This window comes from Mycoplasma sp. 2261, assembly GCF_053851575.1.
The window spans coordinates 48370-74111 of sequence record NZ_JBSQAX010000001.1 but is presented as its reverse complement, the minus strand read 5'-3'; the positions used below and the strand labels follow the sequence as shown (position 1 = coordinate 74111).

19 protein-coding genes and 8 tRNA genes are annotated in these 25742 nt (G+C 29.0%); all 27 read left to right on the top strand.

Translation table 4 applies throughout. The features are described 5' to 3' along the window. Positions 1–91 precede the first annotated feature (91 nt). The 27 genes from ACWXVM_RS00310 to ACWXVM_RS00180 all read left to right on the top strand — a co-directional run bounded on the left by ACWXVM_RS00310 (position 92) and on the right by ACWXVM_RS00180 (position 25369). Positions 92–2245 (top strand): HinT-interacting membrane complex protein P80, encoded by a 2154-nt coding sequence (locus ACWXVM_RS00310; RefSeq protein WP_455993670.1) that lies wholly within the window; start codon positions 92–94, stop codon positions 2243–2245. Between the two features lie 27 nt (positions 2246–2272). After that, positions 2273–4003 carry a HinT-interacting membrane complex lipoprotein P60 gene (locus tag ACWXVM_RS00305; RefSeq protein ID WP_455993668.1) on the top strand — a complete coding sequence of 577 codons (1731 nt, stop codon included), beginning with the start codon at positions 2273–2275 and terminating at the stop codon, positions 4001–4003. A 12-nt stretch (positions 4004–4015) separates the two neighbouring features. Continuing rightward, positions 4016–4339: a histidine triad protein HinT gene (hinT, locus tag ACWXVM_RS00300; protein WP_438340342.1), complete on the top strand. Its 324-nt coding sequence runs from the start codon at positions 4016–4018 to the stop codon at positions 4337–4339. 29 nt (positions 4340–4368) lie between these two features. Beyond that, entirely contained in the window at positions 4369–5835 is a 1467-nt protein-coding gene (lysS, locus tag ACWXVM_RS00295; RefSeq protein WP_455993666.1) for a lysine--tRNA ligase, read from the top strand. A gap of 83 nt (positions 5836–5918) precedes the next feature. After that, the gene (gene whiA, locus ACWXVM_RS00290) at positions 5919–6773 is read left to right on the top strand and encodes a DNA-binding protein WhiA (protein ID WP_455993663.1); all 855 of its coding nucleotides are present in this window, start codon (positions 5919–5921) and stop codon (positions 6771–6773) included. A 249-nt stretch (positions 6774–7022) separates the two neighbouring features. After that, positions 7023–9140: a P68 family surface lipoprotein gene (locus ACWXVM_RS00285; protein ID WP_455993661.1), complete on the top strand. Its 2118-nt coding sequence runs from the start codon at positions 7023–7025 to the stop codon at positions 9138–9140. Between the two features lie 53 nt (positions 9141–9193). Continuing rightward, entirely contained in the window at positions 9194–10162 is a 969-nt protein-coding gene (locus ACWXVM_RS00280) for a thermonuclease family protein (protein WP_455993659.1), read from the top strand. After that, complete coding sequence (locus ACWXVM_RS00275; protein WP_455993657.1) at positions 10163–12118, top strand: ATP-binding cassette domain-containing protein; 1956 nt, start codon at positions 10163–10165, stop codon at positions 12116–12118. Continuing rightward, positions 12118–13128: a carbohydrate ABC transporter permease gene (locus ACWXVM_RS00270; protein ID WP_455993655.1), complete on the top strand. Its 1011-nt coding sequence runs from the start codon at positions 12118–12120 to the stop codon at positions 13126–13128. Before ACWXVM_RS00275 ends, ACWXVM_RS00270 begins: the two co-directional genes overlap by 1 nt. Further along, complete coding sequence (locus ACWXVM_RS00265) at positions 13070–14104, top strand: carbohydrate ABC transporter permease (protein ID WP_455993653.1); 1035 nt, start codon at positions 13070–13072, stop codon at positions 14102–14104. The genes ACWXVM_RS00270 and ACWXVM_RS00265 overlap by 59 nt, the downstream gene beginning before the upstream one ends. A gap of 3 nt (positions 14105–14107) precedes the next feature. Next, on the top strand, positions 14108–14299 hold the full coding sequence (locus tag ACWXVM_RS00260) for a hypothetical protein (protein ID WP_438340334.1): 192 nt from the start codon (positions 14108–14110) through the stop codon (positions 14297–14299). Between the two features lie 95 nt (positions 14300–14394). Then, a complete protein-coding gene (gene secA / locus ACWXVM_RS00255) occupies positions 14395–16983 on the top strand; it encodes a preprotein translocase subunit SecA (RefSeq protein ID WP_455993652.1) in 2589 nt (862 codons plus the stop codon). Positions 16984–17285: 302 nt separating this feature from the next. Next, positions 17286–18068 carry a hypothetical protein gene (locus ACWXVM_RS00250; protein ID WP_455993650.1) on the top strand — a complete coding sequence of 261 codons (783 nt, stop codon included), beginning with the start codon at positions 17286–17288 and terminating at the stop codon, positions 18066–18068. A gap of 203 nt (positions 18069–18271) precedes the next feature. After that, complete coding sequence (locus ACWXVM_RS00245) at positions 18272–19069, top strand: tRNA1(Val) (adenine(37)-N6)-methyltransferase (protein ID WP_444704791.1); 798 nt, start codon at positions 18272–18274, stop codon at positions 19067–19069. Beyond that, on the top strand, positions 19062–20627 hold the full coding sequence (gene metG / locus ACWXVM_RS00240) for a methionine--tRNA ligase (RefSeq protein WP_455993648.1): 1566 nt from the start codon (positions 19062–19064) through the stop codon (positions 20625–20627). Before ACWXVM_RS00245 ends, metG begins: the two co-directional genes overlap by 8 nt. 103 nt (positions 20628–20730) lie before the next feature. Further along, the gene (locus ACWXVM_RS00235) at positions 20731–21771 is read left to right on the top strand and encodes a hypothetical protein (protein ID WP_455993646.1); all 1041 of its coding nucleotides are present in this window, start codon (positions 20731–20733) and stop codon (positions 21769–21771) included. A gap of 105 nt (positions 21772–21876) precedes the next feature. Then, positions 21877–23148: a GTPase ObgE gene (gene obgE, locus ACWXVM_RS00230; protein ID WP_444704788.1), complete on the top strand. Its 1272-nt coding sequence runs from the start codon at positions 21877–21879 to the stop codon at positions 23146–23148. Positions 23149–23213: 65 nt separating this feature from the next. Then, positions 23214–23290, top strand: a tRNA-Pro gene (locus tag ACWXVM_RS00225). A 5-nt stretch (positions 23291–23295) separates the two neighbouring features. After that, positions 23296–23372, top strand: a tRNA-Ala gene (locus ACWXVM_RS00220). A 4-nt stretch (positions 23373–23376) separates the two neighbouring features. After that, positions 23377–23453, top strand: a tRNA-Met gene (locus tag ACWXVM_RS00215). A gap of 27 nt (positions 23454–23480) precedes the next feature. Then, a tRNA-Ile gene (locus ACWXVM_RS00210) sits at positions 23481–23556 on the top strand. 1 nt (position 23557) lies between these two features. After that, positions 23558–23648 (top strand) — tRNA-Ser (locus ACWXVM_RS00205). A 6-nt stretch (positions 23649–23654) separates the two neighbouring features. Next, positions 23655–23730 (top strand) — tRNA-Met (locus ACWXVM_RS00200). A 1-nt stretch (position 23731) separates the two neighbouring features. After that, positions 23732–23808, top strand: a tRNA-Asp gene (locus ACWXVM_RS00195). A gap of 1 nt (position 23809) precedes the next feature. Further along, positions 23810–23885: transfer RNA gene (locus ACWXVM_RS00190), tRNA-Phe, on the top strand. A 184-nt stretch (positions 23886–24069) separates the two neighbouring features. Beyond that, positions 24070–24873, top strand: a complete 804-nt coding sequence (locus ACWXVM_RS00185; RefSeq protein ID WP_455993644.1) for a SemiSWEET family transporter — start codon at positions 24070–24072, stop codon at positions 24871–24873. Positions 24874–25033: 160 nt separating this feature from the next. Continuing rightward, entirely contained in the window at positions 25034–25369 is a 336-nt protein-coding gene (locus ACWXVM_RS00180) for a hypothetical protein (RefSeq protein WP_455993642.1), read from the top strand. Positions 25370–25742 lie beyond the last annotated feature (373 nt).

Below are 25742 nucleotides of genomic sequence, written 5' to 3'. Positions count from 1 at the left end.
TAAAAAGTGGTAAAATTTTGTTATCTTATTTAATTAATTAAATATGAATATTTTTATTTGTACATTACTATATTCAGAATGAAAGGCAAATATGTCAGAAAAATTTAAAAAACAAATAACCACTGAACAAAAAGCTAAGAGAAAAAAGGTCATTTGAGGAACTTTTTGAGCAACCGCCATTTCAGCTGTTTTAGCAGCTGGTATTTCTATTCCACTTGTTCAAGCTTCGAAGGCCCTACCTGCTCCAACTCCAATATTGGATGAAAAAAGCTCAATTATTAAAATCATTCAACCAGATGGTTCTATTAAAACTTTAACATATGGCGAGCTAGACAAAAATCCTACTCTAACAAATAAAAACAAAAATATTTTTGATTCTATTGAAAAAAACATTGCCAAATATCTTTATGAGAAAGAGTATGAGGCTTCTTTATGATATCAAGCAGTTTATAATGCCGACAAAGCAAAAACAGATGAAAAATCTTTTGCCCTAGATTCGATTGATAAAATTAAAGAAAAAGTGCAAAAAGAAATTGATGATTTAAAAAGACAGTATCAAAAGCAATATGGCCTTGAACAAAAATGAGAAGAAAAATTCTTAGAAGAGATTTCGAAGCCATCATGAGGATCATCAAAAAATGAGAAACAAGCTTTGGAATACCGAGTTAATTTAGAAATCAACAAAAATGCTTATCGTAGATATAAAACCGAAGTTAATACTGATTGAACATACAATGAATTAAAAAATGGTATCCTAGCCAATAAAGATGTTTTTTATGAATACAATGGCAAAAGAGTTGAAATAGCTAAAAAAGGCCAAAAAATATTTTTGCCTTTTGCTCATGAAAACAAAAATTATGTATTGCCAGCAGAGGATTCAATTGAGTCACAAACAAATTCACAAGCTTCAATCAAAATTCCGATGTTTGTTACAACATCATTTGTTAAGGAATTTAGAAATCCTGAAAGATTTATCAAGCCATGAATCGACAGAAAACAAGCCATTTTATCAGAATTTTCATTATCTGCTCATCAAGATACAACTGGTGCTGAAAAACCATGGATTGTAACAAAGGCTGAAATAATTAATCTTCTTAAGTTTTCAGCATATCCGGAAAATGATACTCACAATAAATTAAAACTTGCAATTGATGCATTAAATGATTTTAGAGGATTTAGCACATTAATAAAAAACGATAACATTACTTCAGATGATGAAAGACATGCAAAAAATGACCAGACATTAATTGAATATTTATCAGCCGATAAGGCAAATGCTTCAAAATTTGGATCAAAGGGTTTTGTTAATTTAAAACAAGCAATTTCTTCAAGTGAACCATCTTCATACTTTGGGCTACTATCAATTTTACTAGGTGACGCACAAACTGATAAAGGTATTTATAAATATACTCAAAAGAATGATTTGTTTAAGGATTTAAAGAAAAAGCTAATTGAGGTTTTAAAATCGCTTAGTGGTTATAATAATCTTGAAACAGATTTTAAGAAAAAACTTGAGAGTGCATTGAATACGGAACCTACTTCAAAAGAAAAAAAAGCTGATTACGTTGAGGAATATGCTAAGTATAATAACGAAGTTGAGAAAATAATTAATAACCTTGAAGATAAAGAATTTAACAAATTATTTGGTAATGCATTTAAAGATGTATTTGTGAATGGTAATAAGGACAATAAAATTAACGCTATTTACAAGGTCGGGGAAAATTTTGTTTCAGTATCTCCAAAAGGAATATTAATTCAAAATTTACACAAGTTTGATACAGTGGAAGCTGTTCAAAAATTAATTGTTAAAGATTTAGCAATTAAATCAAAAGCAAATTACAAAAATACATTTACTAGTGAATTGTTCAATTTAAATACTATTTTTGCCGATATATTAGATACTACATATCAAATTAACGATCTTCTTTCACAAGATACATTCAAAGAATATTTAAAACAACAAAAATTTACTCCTATTGATTCGGATAAAGAAAAAAACTTTGATGATGCAGATATTAAAGGAGCTTTAAACTATATTTCAACACTAGAACAAACAAATAAGGCAACTATTGTAAATAAAAAATATGGTCAAATAAAAGATTTTATTAAGAAACAAATTAATGATAATCTTGTAGCTGACTTCGAATATGATACAAATACAAATAAATTTATAATTAAACCACATGATAATAAAGATATTATTTCTTATTTATTTGACATCATAGTTAAATATGTTTTAGAATAGAAAAGTTTTTATAAGGAAAGGAAAAAAATGAAAAAACTTTCAAAAGTATTACTTAGTTTATCACCTCTAATATTTTCTGGTGTTCCATTACTAGTATCATGTGCAAATAATAAATCACAAAATAATGCTGAAACCCCGGGTTATCAATCAGGTTTTTTAAAACAGCAAACATCAAAGAATCAAATGATTTTATCAGTTGTTGATACATATCTTGAAAAATTTTATGTTAATGATTTAAAAAATATTAATCAAAAAGACAAAATTGCTTCTGCGATTGAAAATAAAAATAATCAACTTCATAAAGATTTATATGACTTATTTAAATATTATGCCTCTGTTTCACTAAATACTGATGCTCAAAAGTTTTGAAATCTAAAACATGATTTTATTCGATTAAATATTGATACTAGCACCTATAATCCAGCCCCTGAAAATATTCCTAGAGAAGATGAATTTATATTTTTAATGAAGAACTCTAAGTTCTTGCAGGAAAATCTTAGATTAGAGTTAGAAAAAATGCTAGTTTCTAAAATTTATCTATTAAAATCAAGAGATGAGTTTAAAAAACTATCCGTTAATCAAAATGGCCTAGATAAATATCAAGTAAGTCTTGAAGAGGAAATAAAGAAAGATTCAACTACATTGTTAAAAAAAGATATTTATGATGCCCTTGATTTTTCAAGTAATAATCTTTATTTAATTAAGTATCTTCTTGAAAACCCCCTTATCCAAAGATGATCATTTACTGATACAAAAGATATGAATTTAAGAATTGGTAAGGCAAATATTTCAACCTTTAACGATTTTAACAATCTAGCATCATATAATCCTAAAAAAACTCAACAGTATGATTACAATCCGGTTGCCAAATATCCCGAATATATTTTAAAAACTGGTGCTTCAGAAGGATTTGAACTTAAAACATTAAGAGCATTTAACGGAATTGTTGCTAATTCAGAAACAACAGGCGATTTATCAAACTCATTTTACACAGCCAAAAAATTTACTTCACCTGTTTTTGGTTTTGTAGATCCAAAAACTAAAAAAGTATTAGACCAGGACTATTTTAAATTAGCAAAAATTCTTGCTCAAGAAAAGAAGTTACCAAAAATTAAGGCCACAGCATCACTTAAATCTAAACAAGATAAGGAAGAAAATTTAAAAGTATTTAATGCTAAGGATATTGAATTTGAAGGCCTTACAAGACAAAATGATAATGAAAAAGTATTTACTAAAGAAATAACTTTAGAAAGCAAAAAATATACCCTTATGTTTGAATTAAAAGACTCGATAACTTTTAGTGGTCAAATTCTAAGAGCGCCAATGAGATTAAGTATTAAGGAACTTGGATCGAGACATTATTACGATTTTAGTGCTGAATTAGAATATAAGGATAAGAAATTTATAGACCAAACTAATGCAAATGATTATAACCTAGATAAGTATCCAACATTTATCGATGTTATTAATGATAAAAAAATTGATGCTTCATATGTAATTAAATTAGCACCATTATATTTATCTAAAAAAGTAAAAAATCTAAAAAATGAAATTGTTGATAAGAAAATTTTTACTTTTGAAAATACCCCATGAAATGATGCAACGCAACAAAGTATTATTGCTAACTATATTGTTGTCTCAAAAGGAAACACTTTGTTTAGAGAGGCTAATAAATATATAATAGACAATCTAGGATTTAAGTTAACAGAGCTAAACCCAATTGTTTTAGAATTATTTAAAGTGGAAGGATTAATTTAAAAAAAGAAAATTATGGAAAAAGATACATTCCAGAGAATTATTGATAGAGAAATACCCGCAACAATTATTTATGAGGATGCTGATGTTATTGCTTTTCTAGATATTGATCCAGTAGAAAAAGGCCATTTCTTGGTTGTACCAAAAGAGTTTTCGCAAAACTTATATGATATTGAAGAAGAAGACTTGGTTAAATTGGTCAAAAAAGCTAGAAAATTAGCTTTATTGCAAACAGATAAGCTTAATGCTTCTGGTTTCAAATTAGTTATAAATAATAATGAAGCTGCTGGACAAGCAATTTTTAGAACACATATTCACATCATTCCTTATTACGATTAGGATATTATTTTGAAAGATTATATAAATTTATGGAAAGAAAATATTCAGAACAAGAACAAATAAGAAGAAACAAAATTTCAATCTTAGCGCAAAAAAATATTAGAGCATTTAATTCAACTATTAGACCAACTATTTCATCGCAAGAAATAATGAAATTGTATGAAAGCAAAACAAGAGAAGCAATTGATGCTGAAAATAAATTTGTTGTTTTTAATGGTAGGGTTGTCGCTCAACGTGGTCCTTTTTTAGTATTACAGGACCGCAATGGTAAAATGCAAATTTATATTGATAAAAAAATATTAGATGAATTTTCTCAAGAAGTTTTAAAACAATTAGATCTAGGTGACATTATTAGTGTTGAGGGATTTATCTCTAAAACCCATACTGAAGCATTAATGATCAAGGCCTCAAAACTTGTTTTATTAACAAAGTCATTAAAACCATTGCCTGATAAATACCATGGTTTAGTTGATGCAGAAGAAAGACGTAGACATCGTTATGTTGATACAATAGTTAATGAAGAATCAAAAAATACTTTTATCTTAAGAACCAAAATTATTAAAGGTGTACGTGAATTTTTTGATAATTTAGATTATCTCGAAGTTGACACTCCTGTATTGCAACCAATATTAGGTGGAGCTGCAGCTAGACCTTTTAAAACATTTTATAATGCTTTAAACCGTGAATTCTATTTAAGAATAGCCACAGAATTGCCATTAAAAAAATGTATTGTTGGTGGTCTGGAAAGAGTTTATGAAATTGGACGTATTTTCCGTAATGAAGGGGTTGATAGTACACACAATCCTGAATTTACCTCAATTGAATTTTATGAAGCATATTCAGATATGTGAGGAATGATGGAAAGAACGGAAGGCGTATTTAAACACTTAACCACAAAGTTAAATATTAAAAATGTTAAATTTAACGGCTATGAAATAGAATTTAAATACCCTTTTGCAAAGATTAATATGGTTGATGCCGTTTCGCAAAAAATAGGAATTAATGTCCGTAATTTAAGTGATGCTCAGGCCCTTGAATTAGCTAAACAACATGGAATCAAGACGCAAAAATATTATAAGTTAGGTCACGTTATTAATGAACTATTTGAGAAATATATCGAAGAAACATTAATACAACCTACATTTGTTTATGGCCATCCCATTGAGATTAGCCCCTTAGCATTTAAAGAATTAGATGATGACCGTTTTACTCAAAGAGCAGAATTATTTATTGGAACCAAAGAATTTGCTAATATGTTTACTGAGCTTTCAGATCCTATTGATCAGCTAGAAAGATTTGAGTCCCAACTTGAGGAAAGAGAAAACGGTAATGAAGAAGCAAACGAAATTGATTGAGATTTTGTTAACGCTTTAGAATATGGTCTTCCGCCAACAGGTGGCTGCGGAATTGGGATCGACCGTTTGGTAATGCTTCTAACTCAAAATGATTCAATTAGAGAAATTCTCTTATTTCCACAATTAAAAGAAATAAAATAATTTTAAATAAAATATGTTCCACAATAAAGGACATATTTTATTTATTTAAAAATGTGTTAATATAATATAACTAAAATAAACTTATGGGAAATAAAACGTTTACTCAAACAATCAAAGAAGAAATTATAAATAGACCATTAAAAAAACAAGATAAATTAAACTTGTTAAGTGGTGTTTTTGCTACGTCAAAAATAGAAGAAAATGCTTTTAAATTAATCATTAATAATAAAATAATATTTGAATTTATTAAGCAGCTTTTAGTAGAACAATCAATTCCTTATTTTTTAGAAAGAAAAAATGAGTTTGTTATTAAAATTGCAGATTTTTATAACGGAAAATTAAAATATGAACGTGAATATTTTTCTGGCATCTTTTTAGCATCTGGCTCAGTCTCAAATTTTGAGAGTTCTTCAAATCATCTTGAATTGAAGTTTTATAATTTTGATAATGCTCTACAATGTTTGACTATACTAAATAAATATAATCTTGAATTTAAATTATTAAAAAGAGAAAATAAATTTTTAATTTATTTAAAAAAAATTGAACATATTTGTGATTTTTTGAAAGCCATTGAAACGGTTAATTCATATTATCAACTTGAAGAATATAAAATTGAACGAGATTATTTTAATAATATAAATCGCATTACAAACTTTGATATATATAATCAACAACGAATTGCTAATGCTAATATCCAGTTTTTAGAAAACTATGATTTTGTACAAAAAAATAACCTAACATTTCTTTTTACTAAGCAGGAATTAGCTTTCTTTAAAATTAAAAAAAATAATCTTGATAGTAGTCTATCTAACCTGGTGGAACTATTGGCTAATAAAAAAATTTATAAGTCAAGATCATCATTAAATCATTCGTTAATAAAATTAAGAACATTTGTAAAGAAATATAGTTCAAAAAATGTTAAACTAGCCAAAACCTAGAAAAAATAATATATTTTAAAATTAATTTGCATAAGTTTCTTAGCAATTTAAACACTATTTTTGGGTTTAAAATCGAATGAATTGATAAAAATCCGTCGCTTTTATTAAATTAATAAAATTTAAAAAGTAGTAAAATTTATATTGTGAATTACACAAATCAAAACTCACATTTCACAACTGAACAATAACGATTAGTTTTCTGATCGTTATTGTTTTTTGTTTTTAAGTAAAAAAATGAAAGGATAAATAATGAAAAGAAGTAATAAAATTTTATTCTCATTAAGTGGTTTATCACTTTTTGCAGTCCCTATGTTTTTAGCATCATGTGGTCCTTCACATTCTAGTGCTAGATATGACCAAGTTTATGATGGCAAATTAAAAATTGCTACTGGTTTTTCTGAAAATAATGTTCAAGGTATTGGATTAAAAACTATTGTTAGTGAATTTAACAAATGATTAAAATCTGGTTCAGCTGAAGAACAAGCTAAAAAGACTGAAAATGGTTATTTACCTGTTGAAATCGTTTTTACACCAAATGGTTATTCAACAAATGCCTTAGAAACTAAATTAAGTGCAAAAGAAACAAAAGAATTTTGAAATATAATGATTAACTACCCAACTGCTGCATCTATATTGGCAAAGTTGGACATGAATTTGGCTTTACCAAATGATGTTTATGAAAATTTGAATATTGCCGAAGCATTTAAGCATGTTAATGATGAAATTGGTGGTAATCTAGAATCAAAAGAAAAATGAGTAGTTCCATTTTCAAGATCTTCTGAAATGCAATCAGTTAATAAAGTTCTTTTAGGTAAATTATTAAAAGAATTAAAAGATGCTGGTGTAAAAATGGGCGAAGATGCTTCAACCAAAAAAGTTAAAGAATACATTGATTATTATGACAAGACATCAAAGAGTGATGCTAATTACGTAGACACTGAGTGAGCAAAGAGCAAAGCTACTGATATGCAAGCTGCTAAAAAAAGTATCTTAGAACTAAATTTAACACTTGATGACTCAATTTTTCAAGAATATGATAAGTTAATTAAATTTGCTATTGCTGCCAAAAAATTATATCCAAATGATTTAAATAAACCTATTTTAGGCATTGACTCATTAGCATCAGTTGTTAATGTTATGAATGTTGCTATCACTAAGGGTAATGTAAGTGAACAATATATTAATCCTTCATCAGGTCATGATCTTACTGGTGGATATGATTATGAATCATTTAAACAAAATGGCACATTCCAAAATGAATTATTTAAAAAAATAACAAAAACTATTTTTGATGGTATTAAATCTGGAGCAGTTTGAATTGGCGGTGGTGGAGCTTATGGTTCAAGCTTATTAACTAAACATAATATGGCAATAAGCATTGGTTCAACAGCCGGATACTCACATACATATATAAGCGGTAATACAGAAACAATAAATTATATTAAGGATCAAAAAAATAAAGTTGAAAAATTATATGAACTTGTAAATAAAGACGAAAAAGATGGTAAAGATGTTGTATTAAAATTCAAATCAGGAAGACATATAAATAATATCTATGCAAATGATTTATCACAAGGTACTACTGTTGGCCAATATGATAAACAATTAGCATCTAAAGAAGTCGGGGTAAAATTAGTTGATGAATTTAATAAAAATAAGGATTATCGCTTATTAGCCGGAAGCGTTGAAAACAATAACCTAGTTTTATCAAGTACACTAAAAATTGCACTTAGTGCTGAAGAAATAAAGAAAGTAGTTTCATTAGGTACAACATTTGTTAATGATGGAAGTTCATATGTATTAGTTGATAAAAGTTTAATTTCACAATTAGTATTTACTGCTGAAAAATTATTGAATTTTGAAGATGCTGATTGAATTAGTACTCCATTGGTTAAAGATGCTTCTAAAGATAAAAAATCAGTATTTATTCAAGGGCCTTCACTTGTTTTGATTCATGCTAATGAAAAAGAAGATAAGGCAACCCAATTATTTGTACAATGATTGTTTAAGGAAAAAATAGCATCAATAAGTTTTACAAATAAAGGTAAAACTACTGAATACAAAAATGTTAAGCCAATTGATGCATTTAATTACTTTGGTAGCTATATTTCGCCAACTGCAGATTACATTAATCAAGATAATATTGAAGGTTTAAATAAAGCATCAAAAATTGCGTTTGAAAACTTCAAAAAAATCCAAACAAACAGCAATGAATATCAACCAGCAGAAGACGTTTATTCAACATCTTCTGATAAACTAAGAGAATCAATTGGTTCCGCTGGTAGAGCTATTGTTAACAAGGTTTTAAATAAAAAACCAGTTAAATTCGAAGATTTTATTAATGAAATTCTTAAATTATTTGCATAATATCAAAATAAAAAAATACAAAATTTTTGTGTTTTTTTAACAAAAGGGAAGAAATGAAAAAAATAAAATTATTTTTATTAGCACCAATTTTTACCTTTCCACTATTGTCCGTTTCTTGTCAAAATGAAAAAACAAAAGAATACTATGATAATTTAAAATTAAATGCTACTTTTTTATTTGAACCTAGCAATTATCACAGTGTTGGGAAAACATTAGATAATGTTATTGAAACTGAAATTATTGATGATGTGGAAAAAGGGACAACTAAAAAAATCGCTTTATCATTATGAGAAAACTTTGGGGCTGTTGAGGGGCAAGTAACTCAAGTGTTTGATGGTGATACTATTGAAGTTACAATCAAAAAAAATCTGACCTCAAAAACAACCTTTGAGAATGGACAAAAAATTAAGATTAGAATTCCATTAATTGATACTTTAGAGCAAAATACTAAGGGTACAACAGAGCGTGAAAGAAAATTATCAAATCTTGATAGTGCTTATGTTGAGGGTATTCTTCAAGGTAAAAATGTAAGACTAGTATCTGATAATTGGTCTAATAATTCATATAGTAGATACGTTGCATATGTATTCTTTGGCGATTTATTTGAAAAAAACTTTAGTATTGAAATGTTGGCTAATGGTTGGACATTACCAAGAATTGACGCTTTAGATTTTAAAACATTTGTTAATGATTATGAAAAAACTGAAAAGAGCGCAGTATTATCTTATTTATTGCCTTATGCTGCAAGGGCTTTTAATGACGGATATTTCAACAATAAAGGATTTTATGCTAAAGAAGGTGTTAATATTTCTGTCGGCGGTCAAGACCTTAACCTTAAATTTAAATTGCCAGTTGATTTGTCAAAAGAATATCAAGCTCATGGCTCTGATTTGATTAATGATGCATATCAATTTATGTATCCATTTAATATTGAGAAAAAAAATAAACAAAAATTTGTTAATCCACAAAATAATATTTTTGAATTTTTAGGAACTAAACAATCAAAGAAAGAAGTAAAATAAATGAAAAAGGAAAATAAAAAAATAACGCAAAGCCATATTCACGGTTTTTCACAAGAACGTTATCAGGCTAAAAAATTAGTTCCTGCGATCGAAGTCAAGGATTTAGTCATTGACTTTGGTGAATCACTAGCTGTTGATAATGCTTCTTTTGCGATTGAAAAAGGAGAGTTAGTTACATTACTAGGCCCTTCAGGTTCAGGTAAAACTACTACTCTGAATGCCATTTCTGGATTATTGCGTCCTACAAGTGGAAAGTTATTTTTCTCTGGTGTAGATGTTACAAAGTTTTCACCTCAACAAAGAGAATTGGGGTTAGTGTTCCAAAATTACGCTTTATACCCTCATATGACTGTTTATGATAACATAGCATTTCCACTATTGAATGATAAACACTGAAAAGAAGAAATTATTGAAAAATCAAAATTAGCTCAACAAAAAATATTTGAACTAATATTTAAGTTCTATGGGGTTTCTGAAGAACTTATTTCTGAAACAAGAACAAAACTATACCACACTATTGATAATCCGCGCGAAACAAGAAATTATTTAACTGAGTTAAAAACACAATATAACAATATTATTGATAATGAAGTAAATAACTATAATTTCATTGTTACTAAAAAAACAGCTATCTTATCTAATTTAACTAAAAAAGTTTTAAAAGATATTAAAGATGTTAGGGAAGAAACAAATAAGTTACTTAATGACTTAGAAATTGAACGCGCTGCAAAAATAAGTGAAATTAAAGAACAAATTGAAATTATGATGGTTAGAGATAAGTCAGGGTGTGGTGATTTATTTGAAAAGCAAAAGAGTATTATAGTTGAATTTTCTAATAAAAGAAAAGAAATTAAACAACATCTTAAAGAAAAGATTAAGAATCTTAAAAATGAGTATGTTAAAAGATATAATGAAAGTAGACTTGAATATACTCAAAAGGTCAATGAAGCAAAACAAATTTTGAGAGAAAAAATTGCTGTTCAAAAGATCGATCCTATCGGAATGCAAATTAAGCAAATTAAGGAACGTTTAAAACATACGAAGATTGAGACGGAAACAGTATACAAAGAAGCTATTCGTTCTTTAATTATTCCAATTTTAGAAAGCAATAATATAAAAACAAGAAATTTAAAGAAGTCATTAAATGAATTAATTGCTTTATTGCCGGATGATTTACAAAAAGAAATTAGAATTTTAGGCAAAGATGTTTTAACAATAGAAGAAGCAATTATTAGAGATGTTTTAGATGTTGCTCAAAGAGTTGAAATTACTAAAAATTTACGTAAGAGACCAACGCAGTTATCAGGTGGGCAACAACAACGTGTTGCTATTGCTAGAGCTATTGTTAAGAAACCAAAGATTCTTCTATTGGATGAACCTTTATCAAACCTTGATGCTAAGCTACGTGTTTCTACAAGAAAATGGATACGTTCTATTCAACAAGAACTTGGAATTACAACAGTCTTTGTTACCCACGATCAGGAAGAAGCTATGTCTATTAGTGACAAAATTATTTGCATGTCTACTGCCAAAGTTCAACAAATTGGTGCTCCAATGGAACTTTATTTAACGCCTAAAAATGAATTTGTTGCTAAATTCCTTGGTGTTCCTGAAATGACTATTTTTGAAACACCAATTAAAGATGGATATGTATATTACGAAGGACAAAAATTAATTAAAGCCCCAGAAAATTACAAAAAAGCAACTATTGACTTAGGGTTTCGCGGTGAATCGTTGGTTGAAGACGAAAACGGAATTATTACTGGTGATATTAAATTAGTTGAATATCTAGGAAAAGAAATCCAAGCCCAAATTTATATAAAATCAATTGATAAGATTGCTAATGTTTTCCTTTCAGCTAAAACAAAATATGAAATTGGTGAAAACGTTAGATTAAGTATTAAAAGAAAAGAATTGTACCATTTGTTTGATGTTGATACAAAGGAAAGAGTTTAATGAACACTTACTTTTGAAAAAAATATCGTATCAAAAAGACAGGGGAAGCTCTAAGTATATTAAATACTAAAACACCATTTTGAAAACCATTTTTATTGATGTTGCCTTCCTTAATTGCCTTGGCGTTTATGATTATTATTCCATTTATTCTTGTTATTATTGTATCATTCCGTGCCCCAACATCATTTAGAGGATTCGGATGATCAATAGCAAATTATTATCAAACAAAAGGAAAAGCAGGGGTTTTTAATGATCCTAAATTTGATGTAGCAGTTGTTAATTCATTGCTATATGCCGTTGTAGCTCTACCAATAGGGCTTTCAATATCAATATTAATAAGTTCTGCTATTACAACGGTAATTAGAAGATATGCACGTAGTTTTTGACAAACTGTTTTCTTCTTGCCATACATGACTGGTGCTGTAGCTGTTTCGCTAACATTCTCAGCTATTTTTGGTAAAACAAGTGAAGGTGCTATCTTTCCACTGTTGTATGGTTCAGGTAATAGATGAAATCCCTTTATAGTGATCTTGATCCGTGGGATTTGAGGAGGATTGGCCTTTCAAGTGTTAATTCTAACCACATCAATGTTATCAGTTAATCCTGACTTATATAAATCGTCAGCAATTGATGGCGCAAGTAGTGGGTCTCAATTCTTTAAAATTACCCTACCTTCAATTCAAAAAACAATTTCATTCTTATTTACGATAGGAATTATTAATGGTATTAAGGTCTTTCCGTTGGCCTTATATAATAACGATGCCTCAGCTTCTATTACAGAAAATGGTAGTACGTTATTGCTTTACATTTTTCAAGCAACAAAATCTGGAGAATTCGGAAGAACCGCTGCTGCTTCAGTGTTCTTATTTATACTAGGTACCTTAGTTTCATTTACATTGAAGAAATCAGTATCATCAATTTTTAAACTAAAAATTAAATTGGGAGAAAGAAATGTTATCAACAAGCTTAAAGCTGAGATACAAAAGAGAAAAATCAGCTTTAAAATCTAAACAAGAATTAATGTCCAAGCCTTATTCAACAACAAATGTATGAGGCAAAATATTCTCTTGATCATTTAAAATTGCTATATTAACATTCTTTAGTTTCTTAGTTGTTCTTCCGTTTTACTTTATGATTGAGCAATCGCTTGTTGACCCAAGATTTTATGGCCAACCAGGTTCAAAGATTGCTTGATGACCATTTGATTATGAAAAATTCTTGTCAAATGGTAAAGAGTTTGGCGGCAATTTGGGAACTAGTTTTTACTTTAGTAATTTCCTACAATCACTACAGGAAGGTTATCTACAAGCGCTAGTATTTACAGCTGGATTTACAGCTTTATCTGTTGTTGTCAGATTATTCTTTGCAACTACACTTGGTTATGCATTATCTCTTAGAAATTGAAGAGGAAAAAATGCATTTTTCGGAATGCTATTATCATTGTTAGTTATTCCTGAAATTACTTTATTGTCTTTACAATATACGTTAGTTTCTAAAGCCGGTTGAATCGGTACTAAAAATCCATTAATTATTATTTCAATGGTTGTCCCATTTGCTACATCAATTTTTAATGCATATATGTATAAAAACGCTTTTGAAGCTATTCCAAATTCAGTTAAGGAATCATCGATGCTTGACGGGGCAAGTGGAATTAAATACTTCTTTAATGTAGCTTTACCTATGGTTAAAGCCACAACATGAACAGTTATTATTTTGACCGCTCTTGCTTCATGGAATTCATATACATGACCTGCATTATTGTGAGATGCAGCACCTGGTAAAACTGCTGGTTATTATGCACCAATTAACTTATGATTATTTACAACCGGTAGAGTTGAAGTGGATGGTGGCGAAGCACAAATAATTTTATCGGTAAGAATGGCTGCTACAATTTTAGCTATTTTGCCTATGATGATTGTGTACTTTGTTTTAAGAAAGAGAATTATGGCTGCTATTTCTAGACAAGGAAATGCAACAAAAGGATAAACTATGGATTATAAAAATTACAGTATTATAAATGATCAACAAAAAACAAAAAAAGTTGGAAAAAGAGTTTTGAGTTTTGTAGGAATTTTAACAGTTGTTGTTGCTGGTTTAGTTATACTAGGATTCATAATCTATGGTTTAATTGTTGGTGTAACTAATATATTCACTCAAGACACATTAAGATTATTGAGTTAAAATAGAATATACAAAATCTAATTAAAACAGATCTTTATAATAGGTCTGTTTTAATTTGTCTATTTTTTGCTAAATTTAATATAAAATATTAAATTATGAAATTTTTTAAATTCAAATCAACTGAAATGCGTATTGCAGAGCAAACATTAAAAAAAATTAATCAATTAGAAGAAAGTATTGCCAAATTAAGTGATGAGGAACTGAAAAATAAAACAATTGAATTTCGCGAAAGAATTAGGTTAGGCGAGAGTCAGGACGATATTAGACCTGAAGTTTTTGCTGTTTCACGTGAAGCAACAAAAAGAATTTTAGGCAAAAGACCTTATGATGTGCAAATGATAGGTGGTATTATTCTTGATTTAGGTTCTGTTGCAGAAATGAAAACAGGTGAGGGAAAAACTATTACATCTATCGCTCCCGTTTATTTAAATGCTATTGGTGGCAATAGTGTTATTGTTTCGACAGTTAATGAGTATTTAGCAGAACGTGATGCTGAGGAAATGGGACAAGTTTTTAAATTTCTCGGTTTAAGTGTTGGTATTAATAAAGCGCAAATGCATACTAATTTAAAAAGAGAAGCTTATGCATGTGATGTTGTTTATTCGGTTCATTCAGAATTGGGTTTTGACTATCTAAGAGATAATATGGTTATGTCAAAAGAAGAAAAAGTTCAAAGAGGGCTTGATTATATTTTATTGGATGAGGTTGATTCTATTCTAATTGATGAAGCTAAAACACCACTGATTATATCCGGTGGTGATCATGAAGAAAGTACAATGTATACTATTGCAGATTTATTTGTAAGAACATTAAACCAAAATGATTACTTTATTGACGAAGAAACAAAATCTGTTTATCTTACTGATGAAGGAATTGAAAAAGCAAATAAATATTTTAATTTAAGAAATCTATATGATCTTGAAAATTCGGAGCTTGTTCATAGAATTCAAAATTCATTAAGAGCTCATAAAGTTATGAAGCTTGACGTTGAATATATTGTTAGAAATGATAAGATCGAACTCGTAGATTCGTTTACTGGTCGTATTATGGAAGGGCGCGCCTATTCTGAAGGTTTGCAGCAAGCAATTCAAGCGAAGGAAAGAGTTGAGATTGAATCAGAAACAAAGACACTTGCTACTATTACATATCAAAATTTCTTTAGATTATTTAAAAAAATTAGCGGTATGACTGGTACTGCCAAAACGGAAGAAAAGGAATTTATTGATATCTATAATATGCGTGTTAATGTTGTTCCAACAAATAAACCAGTTATTAGAAAAGATGAAAAAGATGAAATTTATGTTGATATGCATTCTAAATGAATGGCCGTTGTTAAAGAAGTAAAAAGAGCCTTTCAGCGTAAACAACCTATTTTAATTGGAACAGCACAAGTTGAAGATTCTGAGGTTCTGCATGAATATTTGTTGCAAGAAGGCATACCACATACTGTTTTAAACGCAAAACAGGATGCTAGCGAAGCTGAAATTATTTCAAAGGCTGGCCAAGCAAGTGCTGTAACTATTGCTACTAATATGGCAGGACGTGGAACGGATATTAAGCCAACAAAAGAAGCTATTGAACATGGCGGTTTATACGTTCTAGGAACAGAAAAAGCCGAATCACGTCGTATTGATAATCAACTTAAGGGTCGTTCTGGCCGTCAAGGGGATATAGGTTATACTAAATTCTTTTTATCGTTAGATGACCAATTAATTTTGAGATTTTCTGTTCAAGATAGATGAAAGGAAATATTTAAGGAATATGGTTCAAATCCTATTCCTGGTGAATTAATTCGTTCAGCATTTTTAAAAGCGCAAAAGAAAATTGAGGGTTTTAACTATGATAGTCGTAAAAGTGTTTTAAATTTTGACGACGTTATTAGACAACAACGTGACCTAATATACGAACAACGCGACTTAATTTTGGAACGAGACGATTTGGGTTCAATTATATACAAGATGTTTAATGTGGCTGTTAAGCAAATTGTTAATAATCCTTATTTTGTTAAGAAAAATGACACAATGGATTTTGACAATTTTGCCGAATATCTAAATCGTAATTTTATGCTATTAACTCAGCATCAATTTGAACCAGGTGAAATTATAAAAATGGATCGTGAAGAGTTAAAAAATTATATAACAAATATCTGAAAAAAGGAATATGACCGTTTAAGACAAAACATAATTGAAAAATATGGTTTAACTTCATTAGTAAAATCAGAAAGAAATATTATCCTAAATGTTTTTGATTCAGGATGGCAAGACCATATTAATGTTATGGACAAATTGCGTCGTAGCACTCATTTAGTTCAGTATGCTCAAAAAAACCCATATCAAATTTACACTAAATTAGGTTCAAAAAAATTTAAGGAACTTACTGATAGAATAGCAATGGAATGTAGTATTAACTTATTGAATAACTATGAGGCATTGCCTTCCTCAAATAGCCAAATTGATTTTCCTTGATTGGCAAATAATATTAATCCAAACAATATTCAAGAAAGCATTAATGCTGCAAATGAATTTATTAACTTTTTACTTGAATCAGAAAGAAAACGGCTAGTTTCTGAAGGAAAAACCCCAGAAGAAATAGTTGAAATTCTTAATAATCAAAAGAATGAAGTTTTGCGCGAATTTAAACTAAAATTAGAGGGTTTTGATTCCACAACAAAAAGAACAGATTAAATTAATTTGTTCAAAAAAATGGCTGTTTTGCCATTTTTTATTTCTTAGTTTAATGATTGAATAACGAATTAAATAAAACAAATTTATGTTAGTGATATTTTCGCAGTAAATATCTTTTTTATTAGATCAAGGACGTAAATTAGACTAATGTTAAGTAGTAAAAAGTGCCTTCATAAATGCCTTGTTTTTGTCTAAATTTTGGTCATAATTAGAGCATTAATCATGAAATTATGCCAAAACAAAAAAAAAAAAAAAATACTATAAAATATGCTTTATAAACTCAATTAAACATAAGGAGAAAAATGAAAAAAAGCAAATTACTTTTTCTAGGATTTTTACCTGTTTTGGCAACACCAGTTATAGCTCTATCATGTGCAAATCCTGCTAAACCAGAAGAACCAAAAAAACCAGCTGAACCAAGCAAGCCAGAAAAACCAGCTGAACCAAAGAAACCAGAAACTCCAAATGAAGATAAAAATCAACAGTTTGGCGATAATATTAAAATTGTTTATGAAGATTTAAAAAAACATCATTCAAAAAAGGTCCTTACAGATTTGATAAAACAAAATAAACCAATTAAGGATCTATTAATTAAAAATGCAATTAAACTAGACTCAGTTGATTCAATAAATACTAACAATAATCTTATAAATAATATAAAAAATGAAGCACCAAAAATTGAAATTGATTTTGGTGATCCAACTAATGAAGAAATTAAGAATGTAATTGAAAACTTCTATTACAAGAATTTATATAAAGAATACGACAAAACTAAGGATGATGGCAATCATGGATTTGATTTTCCATTAGATGATGCATCTTATGGTGATTTAGATATTTTTTCAAAAAATGAAAAAGAACATAATGAACCATGGTATGAAGGTGATGAACCTGGTATAGCAAAACCAATGCAATCCTTACCAAAAGCGCAATCTAAACAAGAACAAAAAAGTGATTCTAAACCGAAAGTTCAAGATTTAAATGGGCCATCAAAATGAGATAATATTTATGATCTTCTCTCAGGCGGAATTAAGGGTAAAGGTCCGATTATTGATATATTTGGCATCCCCGGTGAAAAAAAATAGAAATTCAAATTAAAAACCAGGTTCATTCTGGTTTTTAATTTGCTTAAGGAAAATATTTGTTTTTTTGATAACTAGTTTGTTGTTATTTATCATTATGTATAAGGCTTTTATAAATTATGAGGTTTTAAACATTTTATTAAAACGAAATGATTAATCTAACTTAATGTAGTATCAAAAAAAATATTAATTTATAATTAGTTATTATGAAAAAAATCGGTGTTTTTAAAAATAACTTAGGATATGGTAATGACCTCTTTGTTTATCAAGATAAGGAGATGTTTAATTATTCTGTTGATACAATTTTATTAGGTAATTTCGTTTCAATTAATCGCAATGTATCGAATATGCTCGAGGTTGGTACGAATAATGGAGCCTTATCAATCTTTATGGCTGCTAGATCCAAGAAAATAAAAATTGACGCAGTTGAAATTCAACCAAAAGCAGTTTTGTTGGCTAAGCAAAATGTATGTTTAAATAATTTGGAAGACCAAATAAAAATTTTTGAAGCTGATTTTAAAGAATATGCAAAAGATTATGCTTTTAAATGTGGGAATAATCTTGCTAAGAAATACTCTTCAATTGTTGCTAACCCACCCTACTACAATGAAAACTATAATCAAGTTAGAAAAACTGGTACATATGCGCAAAAACTGGCTACACATGAAATTAATTTAGATTTAGAAACACTTATTTCTTTATCTTCTAAAATAATTGAGCAAAAAGGTTATTTTAGTGTTGTGCTTCCAATTGCTAGATATATTGATTTAATATCATTATTGCGCAAATATAATTTTGAACCAAAAAGAGTGCAACTAGTTTTCACTAGAATCAATTCTCAACCTAAATTTTGTTTAGTTGAATCACGATTTAACTCGGGTTGAGGCACGTATTTTGAACCAAATATTTATCTTCATAATGATGATAAAAACGACCATTCATATCGCCTAGAAACGCAAAAACTTTATATCCCAATGAAACAAAAAGGAGAAAAACATGAATAATTCAAAAAAAACATTTTATATAACTACTCCAATATATTATCCTAGCGGAAATTTACATATTGGTCATGTCTTAACAACGACACTGGCATGAGTTTTTGCAAATTATAAAAAAACTCAAGGATATGAAACTTTATTTGTGACCGGTATTGATGAACATGGTCAAAAAATTCAAAAAAAAGCTGAGGAATATAATTTGTCCCCTCAAGAATATGTTGATATTCAATCTCGGAAATTTATTGATTTATGAGATTTATTGAAAATTAACTATGATTTCTACAGTCGTACCACAAGTAAACAACATGAACAAGCAATTATTAAAATTTTCGAAAAAATGTACGAAAAGGGATTTATTTTTAAAGATAAGTATGTAGGTCTTTATTCAGTTAGCGATGAAGAATTTTTTACTAAAACACAAGCTATCTATAAAGACGGAAGATATTACCACCCGACATCAGGTCATGAGCTTCAAGAAATTAAAGAAGAAAGCTATTTCTTTGATATGAAAAAGTTGGAACCTTGAATAAATGAATTTTTTGATATAAATTCTAACTTTTTAACTAATAAAAATATTGCCAAGGAGCTAAAGAGTAATTTTCTTTCCAAAGGAATTGAAGATCTATCAATTACTCGGGTTTCCTTTGATTGGGGAATCAATGTACCTAAACAAAAAAATAATGATGAAAAGCAACATGTTATTTATGTTTGATTAGATGCATTATTCAGCTATTTAACTGCTTTGGGATATGAAACAAATAACGATGATAATTATCATAAATTTTGGCGTAATGGTAATGAACGTGTTCACGTTTTAGCGAAGGAAATTTCGCGTTTTCACTCAATTTACTGACCAATATTTTTAAAATCACTTGACATCAATCTACCGACAAAAGAAGTTGTTCATTCATGAATTATTACTCCCGAGGGTAAAATGTCAAAATCAAAAGGAAACATTGTGGAACCAATTCCCTTAATTAACAAATACGGAGCTGAGGAAATTAAATATTTCTTTTGTTCGCAGGTTAATATCGATAATGACTTTTCTTTTAGTGAAGAACTTTTAATTAATGTCCTAAATGCTGATTTGGCAAATAATTTTGGTAATCTTGTTAATCGTACTATCAAAATGGTTAATCAAAACTTTGCAAACGGTACATACTTTGATAAGAATAATTTGCTTGAAATCGATCAAAAAATATTAGACTCATTAAGTGTTTATTATGAGGAATATAAAAAAGAATTTGATCAATTTCATGCTGATAAGGCAATTAAAAATGCTATTAATTTGTCTTCAAAATTAAATGAATATATAGATTTAACAAAACCATGATTGTTGAAGGAAGATTTAGAGAGACTTAATTGCGTTTTAAATACCTTGCTTAACGGGATTTATAGCATAGCCTTAATGTTATCTGTTGTCATGCCTCAAAAGATGGAAAAAATATTTAGTTTTATTAAGATAGATTTGATTAATTATGAACAAATAACTAATTTTGCCAAGTTTGATAATTTGTACCCTGAGGCTAACGAAATCTTATTTGCAAGAGTTATTAAGAAATAAGACCATTTTTCATTTATAATATAATTGAAATTATGGAATATCTATAAAAAGCAAAAAAGATTCTTTTTTATCAAAATAAGGAATTTAACAATAAGGAGAACAAGTGAAAAAATCAAATAAATTGCTATTAGCATTGACATCTATTTCGTTACCAGTTATTACAGGAGCTGTGTTGGTTTCGTGTTCAAATCCATCTAACCCGGGGCCTAAAAAACCAGAAAAACCAGCTGAACCAAGCAATCCGCATAGTCCCGGCAAACCTGGCGATCAAGGCAACCCTGAAAATAAGCCAAAAGAAAAACAACCTGATAAGCATGAGACACCAGATCAAGGAGATAATACTACTCCTCCAATAGTGAATCCCCAAAAACCCGGCGAAGGAAAGCAAGAAGATCAGTCAAGTAAAAATCCTCAACAAGATAATCCAAAACATGACAATAAAAAAGAAGAAAAAAATCCCCAAACACCTGAACAAAAACCTGAACAAACACCCCTCCCAAATGATCCTATGGATAAACATGATGATACACCAGAAAAGAATGATCAATCAAAGATCAAAAAAGAAGATGATAATATACCAAATGATAAAAATGGCATTATAAAAAAATTTGAAGAGTTACTTGCCTATTATGAACAAAAATGAAATGATGTTAATAAAAAGATTTATGATTTACAATCTAAACTTAGTGGAGATGAAATAAATAAACTAACCAGACAACAAGTAATTCAAGATAACACAGAACTTTCTTTCTGGATTAATTTAGCTAATGAAATAAATCAAAAAATTATTGCTAGATTTTCAGAACTTAAAGATGAAAAAAATATGCATAAAGATGTTGATGAAGAACTTCTTAAAAAAATAAAAGAACTTATAACGGAATTTTCCAAAGAAAAAGGTGATAAGTTAATTGAAAAATTTTCAGAAGAAGCAAGAGCTAAAGCAGAAGAAAAATGATCTAATAATCTTGCAAAGCAGGAAGAATTACATAAAAAACTAACTGAGCTTCTAGAAAAAATAACGGATTCACAGACAAAAGAAGATTGGAAGAAAAATATCGAAGATCTTTATAAAAAATTGTCACTAACAGATGCATTATTGCAACAATTAAATAAAACCATTGAATCACAAAATAAAGTAAATTAAATAATAGAAAAGCAACCTTGTCAATTTTAAAAAGGTTGCTTTTAAACTATTTAATAATTACTCATAATGGCTAAATTTATCTAAATTTTTGATAAAATAAAACACATGAAATTTATAGATGAAGTTGATATTTTGGTTATTGCCGGAAAAGGCGGTGATGGGATCATTAGTTTTCGTCGTGAGGCTAATGTTGATAAAGGCGGTCCGGACGGCGGCGATGGAGGAAATGGAGGTTCAATATATTTTCAGGGCGATCCTGGGCAAAATACATTATTGCCATTTTACTACCAAAAAAAGATTGTTGCTAATGATGGGGAAAACGGGAAACCTAAAAATGCTTTTGGTAGAGGTGCTGATGATTTAATTGTTAAGGTGCCATTGGGCACTATGGTTTATAATGATGGCAAGTTAGTTGCTGATATTGTTACAGAAGAAAAATATCTGATTGCTAAAGGCGGTAAAGGCGGTAAAGGCAATTTAAGATTTAAATCATCAAGAAATACTGCTCCAAGAATTTGTGAAAACGGAACATTAGGTGAAAGATTTAATTTGCATCTAACATTAAAGGTTTTAGCTGATGTGGGCTTTGTTGGAAAACCAAGCGCAGGGAAAAGCACAATCTTATCTCAAATTTCTAATGCTAAACCCAAAATAGCCGATTATGATTTTACAACACTTGTTCCACAATTGGGTTTAGTTAAATTTTATGAAAATACTTTTGTAGTGGCAGATTTGCCTGGATTGATAGAAAAAGCTTCGGAGGGCAAAGGCCTTGGGATTCAATTTTTAAAGCATATTGAGCGTTGTAGGGTTATATGCCACATTATTGATTTTGGTGATTCAAATAAAAACCCAATTTTGGATTATGAAATTATTAATAATGAACTAAGATCTTATAATCTTAGACTTGAAAAATTACCACAGATTGTTGTAGCTAACAAATCTGATCTCGAATCATATCAAACTCATTTAGAAAAATTTAAAAGTAAGTACCCTAATATTAAATTAATAGAAAATTCATCATTGCTTGACTCGCATATAGAAGAAATAAAAAAGGTATTATGAGAAACTCTACAAGAAGCCAAAATTAATATTGTTAATGAATTAAAAGAATCTGAAGAAGTTGTTGTTATTTCGCTAGATAAAAAGAAAATAGAAATTATCAAACTGTCTGATGATACTTATGAAATTGTTGGCAGTGATATTTATAAGGTTTATGAAAAAATTCCTGTTATTTCTATTGATAATTTATGAAGATTTAATTACAAATTAAAATCATTAGGTGTATTTGATTTAATTAAAAATTCAGATATTAAAGATGGTGATACTATTAAAATTAAGGATTATGAGTTTATTTGAAACAACGAAGATTTTTAAAAAAATTAATAACTAACATAAAAAATAATATATAATAATAAAGCATTTAGCAAAAATTTCTGTGTGGAGAAGTAGCTCAGCTTGGTAGAGCACTTGACTTGGGCTCAAGCGGTCGCAGGTTCGAATCCTGTCTTCTTCACCATTTATGGGGGGGTAGCTCACCTGGCCAGAGCGCCTGCCTTGCACGCAGGAGGTAGAGGGTTCGAGTCCCTTCCTCTCCACCATTATGGCACTGTAGCTCAGTTGGTTAGAGCGTCCGGTTCATACCCGGAAGGTCAAGAGTTCGACTCTCTTCGGTGCTACCAAATGTAAATCCCAATAGTGAAATTTTAGGACCCATAGCTCAATGGTTAGAGCAACCGGCTCATAACCGGTCGGTTACAGGTTCGAGTCCTGTTGGGTCCACCATGGGCAATTACCCAAGAGGCTGAAGGGAGCAGTCTTGAAAACTGCCAGGGGCTTCACGGCCCGCGGGGGTTCAAATCCCTCATTGCCCGCCATAATATAGCGGAGTAGAGCAGGCGGCAGCTCGTTGGGCTCATAACCCAAAGGTCATTGGTTCGATTCCAATCTCCGCAACCACGGTCCAGTGGTAAAGTGGTTTAATACGCTTCCCTGTCACGGAAGAGATCGCGGGTTCAATTCCCGTCTGGACCGCCATGGCTCTGTAGCTCAGTTGGTAGAGCAACGGACTGAAGCTCCGTGTGTCGCTGGTTCGATTCCTGCCGGAGCCACCATTTCAGAAATGACTTAACACCAAATTGGTGTTTTTTTTTTTTTTTTTGAACGTTCTAATTTTACATAGCAAAATTTAGATGGTTTTTATAATAATTTTTAATAATATGTTTTTGCTATAAAAAAATATTAAAAACTAGGCAATATTATGTTTATAAATTAGTATTAATGTATAATTTTTTAGTTATGACAGCATTAGAAATATCTATTCAGTTTTTTGGAGCATTAGGAGCGATAGCGACAATTCTTTTAGGTGTTCCTCAACTAGTTAGGGTTGTTAAAACCAAAAAAGCTGAAAACATAAATTATTATTCATTTTGAATTTTTTATATTGGAATTATTATTTGGTTAATTTATGGTGTATTTACAGGTGATGAAAACGGTTGATACATTTTTTTAGCAAACTTAATTTGTTCTTTTATATATGCTTTTACAATGTATTTTTTATATCACTATAATAAAGCAATTACCAAAAATCAAAAAAAATTTGCAACGGCAGCTATAGTTTTAGTAGAATTATTTGCAACTTCGATATTCGCTGTATTTATAGTATTAGTATTTCAAAAGATTAATACTGGCTATTTTTATCCAATTGTTGGGAATAGAATTGCGGTATTTGATAAAGTTACATCACTTATTATTGGTTTAATTACGCCTGCGGGAACAACCTTAGCTTTTATGCCTCAATTAATAAAAGGATTAAAAACAAGAAACTTTAAATCAATAAGTCCTTGAATGCTATTTATTTTTATTTTAAATAACTTATGATGAATTATTTTCTTTATTTTGAGTATTGTAGATAAAAATATCAAAGGTGAGGAAGCTGCCTTGAATGGTTTAATCGGGGCTCTTGTATGGCAAATTGTATCATTAATTGTTTATACAGTGCAATTTTCATTTGTTATATCATATGAAGTGAAAATGAAAAAGTGCGAGGTTTTGCATAAAAGAACTATGATGATACAGGACGATGTAATGGAACAAAAATAAGATTCTATATTTTTAGAGGCCTTGACTTGAAATATATCGAAGTCTCTTTTTTATTTTTTTTTATAAAAAACCTGTTTTAATTTAATGGTGGACAATACAAAAAATTAAACAAAGCTTCAAAAACTATTTATTGTTTGTATGCTACTTTTAAAATATGTGCATGATGAACTGGTCAAAAAATAGTTTATCATTTAAAAAAACATATATAATTAATTTAAGATTGAAAGGAAAAAATATGGGTCATAAAATTGGTTGGGTAATATGTTTGATAATAAGCTTCCCAATACTTGTTGTTTCATCAATAATTGCTTCTATTACATTTAGTAATGAAGCATTATTATCAAATGCTACTACACCGCTCGGAAAACTAGTGTTTAAACTAAACGGCTTTTTGAAACTTGGTGATATAAGAATTATATCTTATGTTGGTATAGCGATAGCTGCGATATTTGGTATATTGTCACTAATATCATTAATAAGATTGATAAAAAAATAATGTGGTAGTGTAGATAATTTTGTGTAAATTTATCTCTGGCTTATTTTTAGTAAGAGATTTGAGAATAGCAACCACACAAATCTAAATTTATTATACAAAAACAACCAAGCAACATTATGTTGTTTGGTTGTTTTAATTATTTATTTTTTTCAAAAATAATTTGTAATTGATTAAAAACAGGCCCCCAATTAGGAATAAACTTTATTTCATTTTTCTAACTGATTTTGGGTTGTAAAATAAACTCTTATTAAAGAGCTATCAAAAAGAAATAAGTTTTTTAAAAAAATTGCACAAAATTATTTATGGTAACACTTTTTTGTTTTTTATTAGCTAAAAATTGTCAACAAAAAAGTCTAAAACCTCATAAGAGATT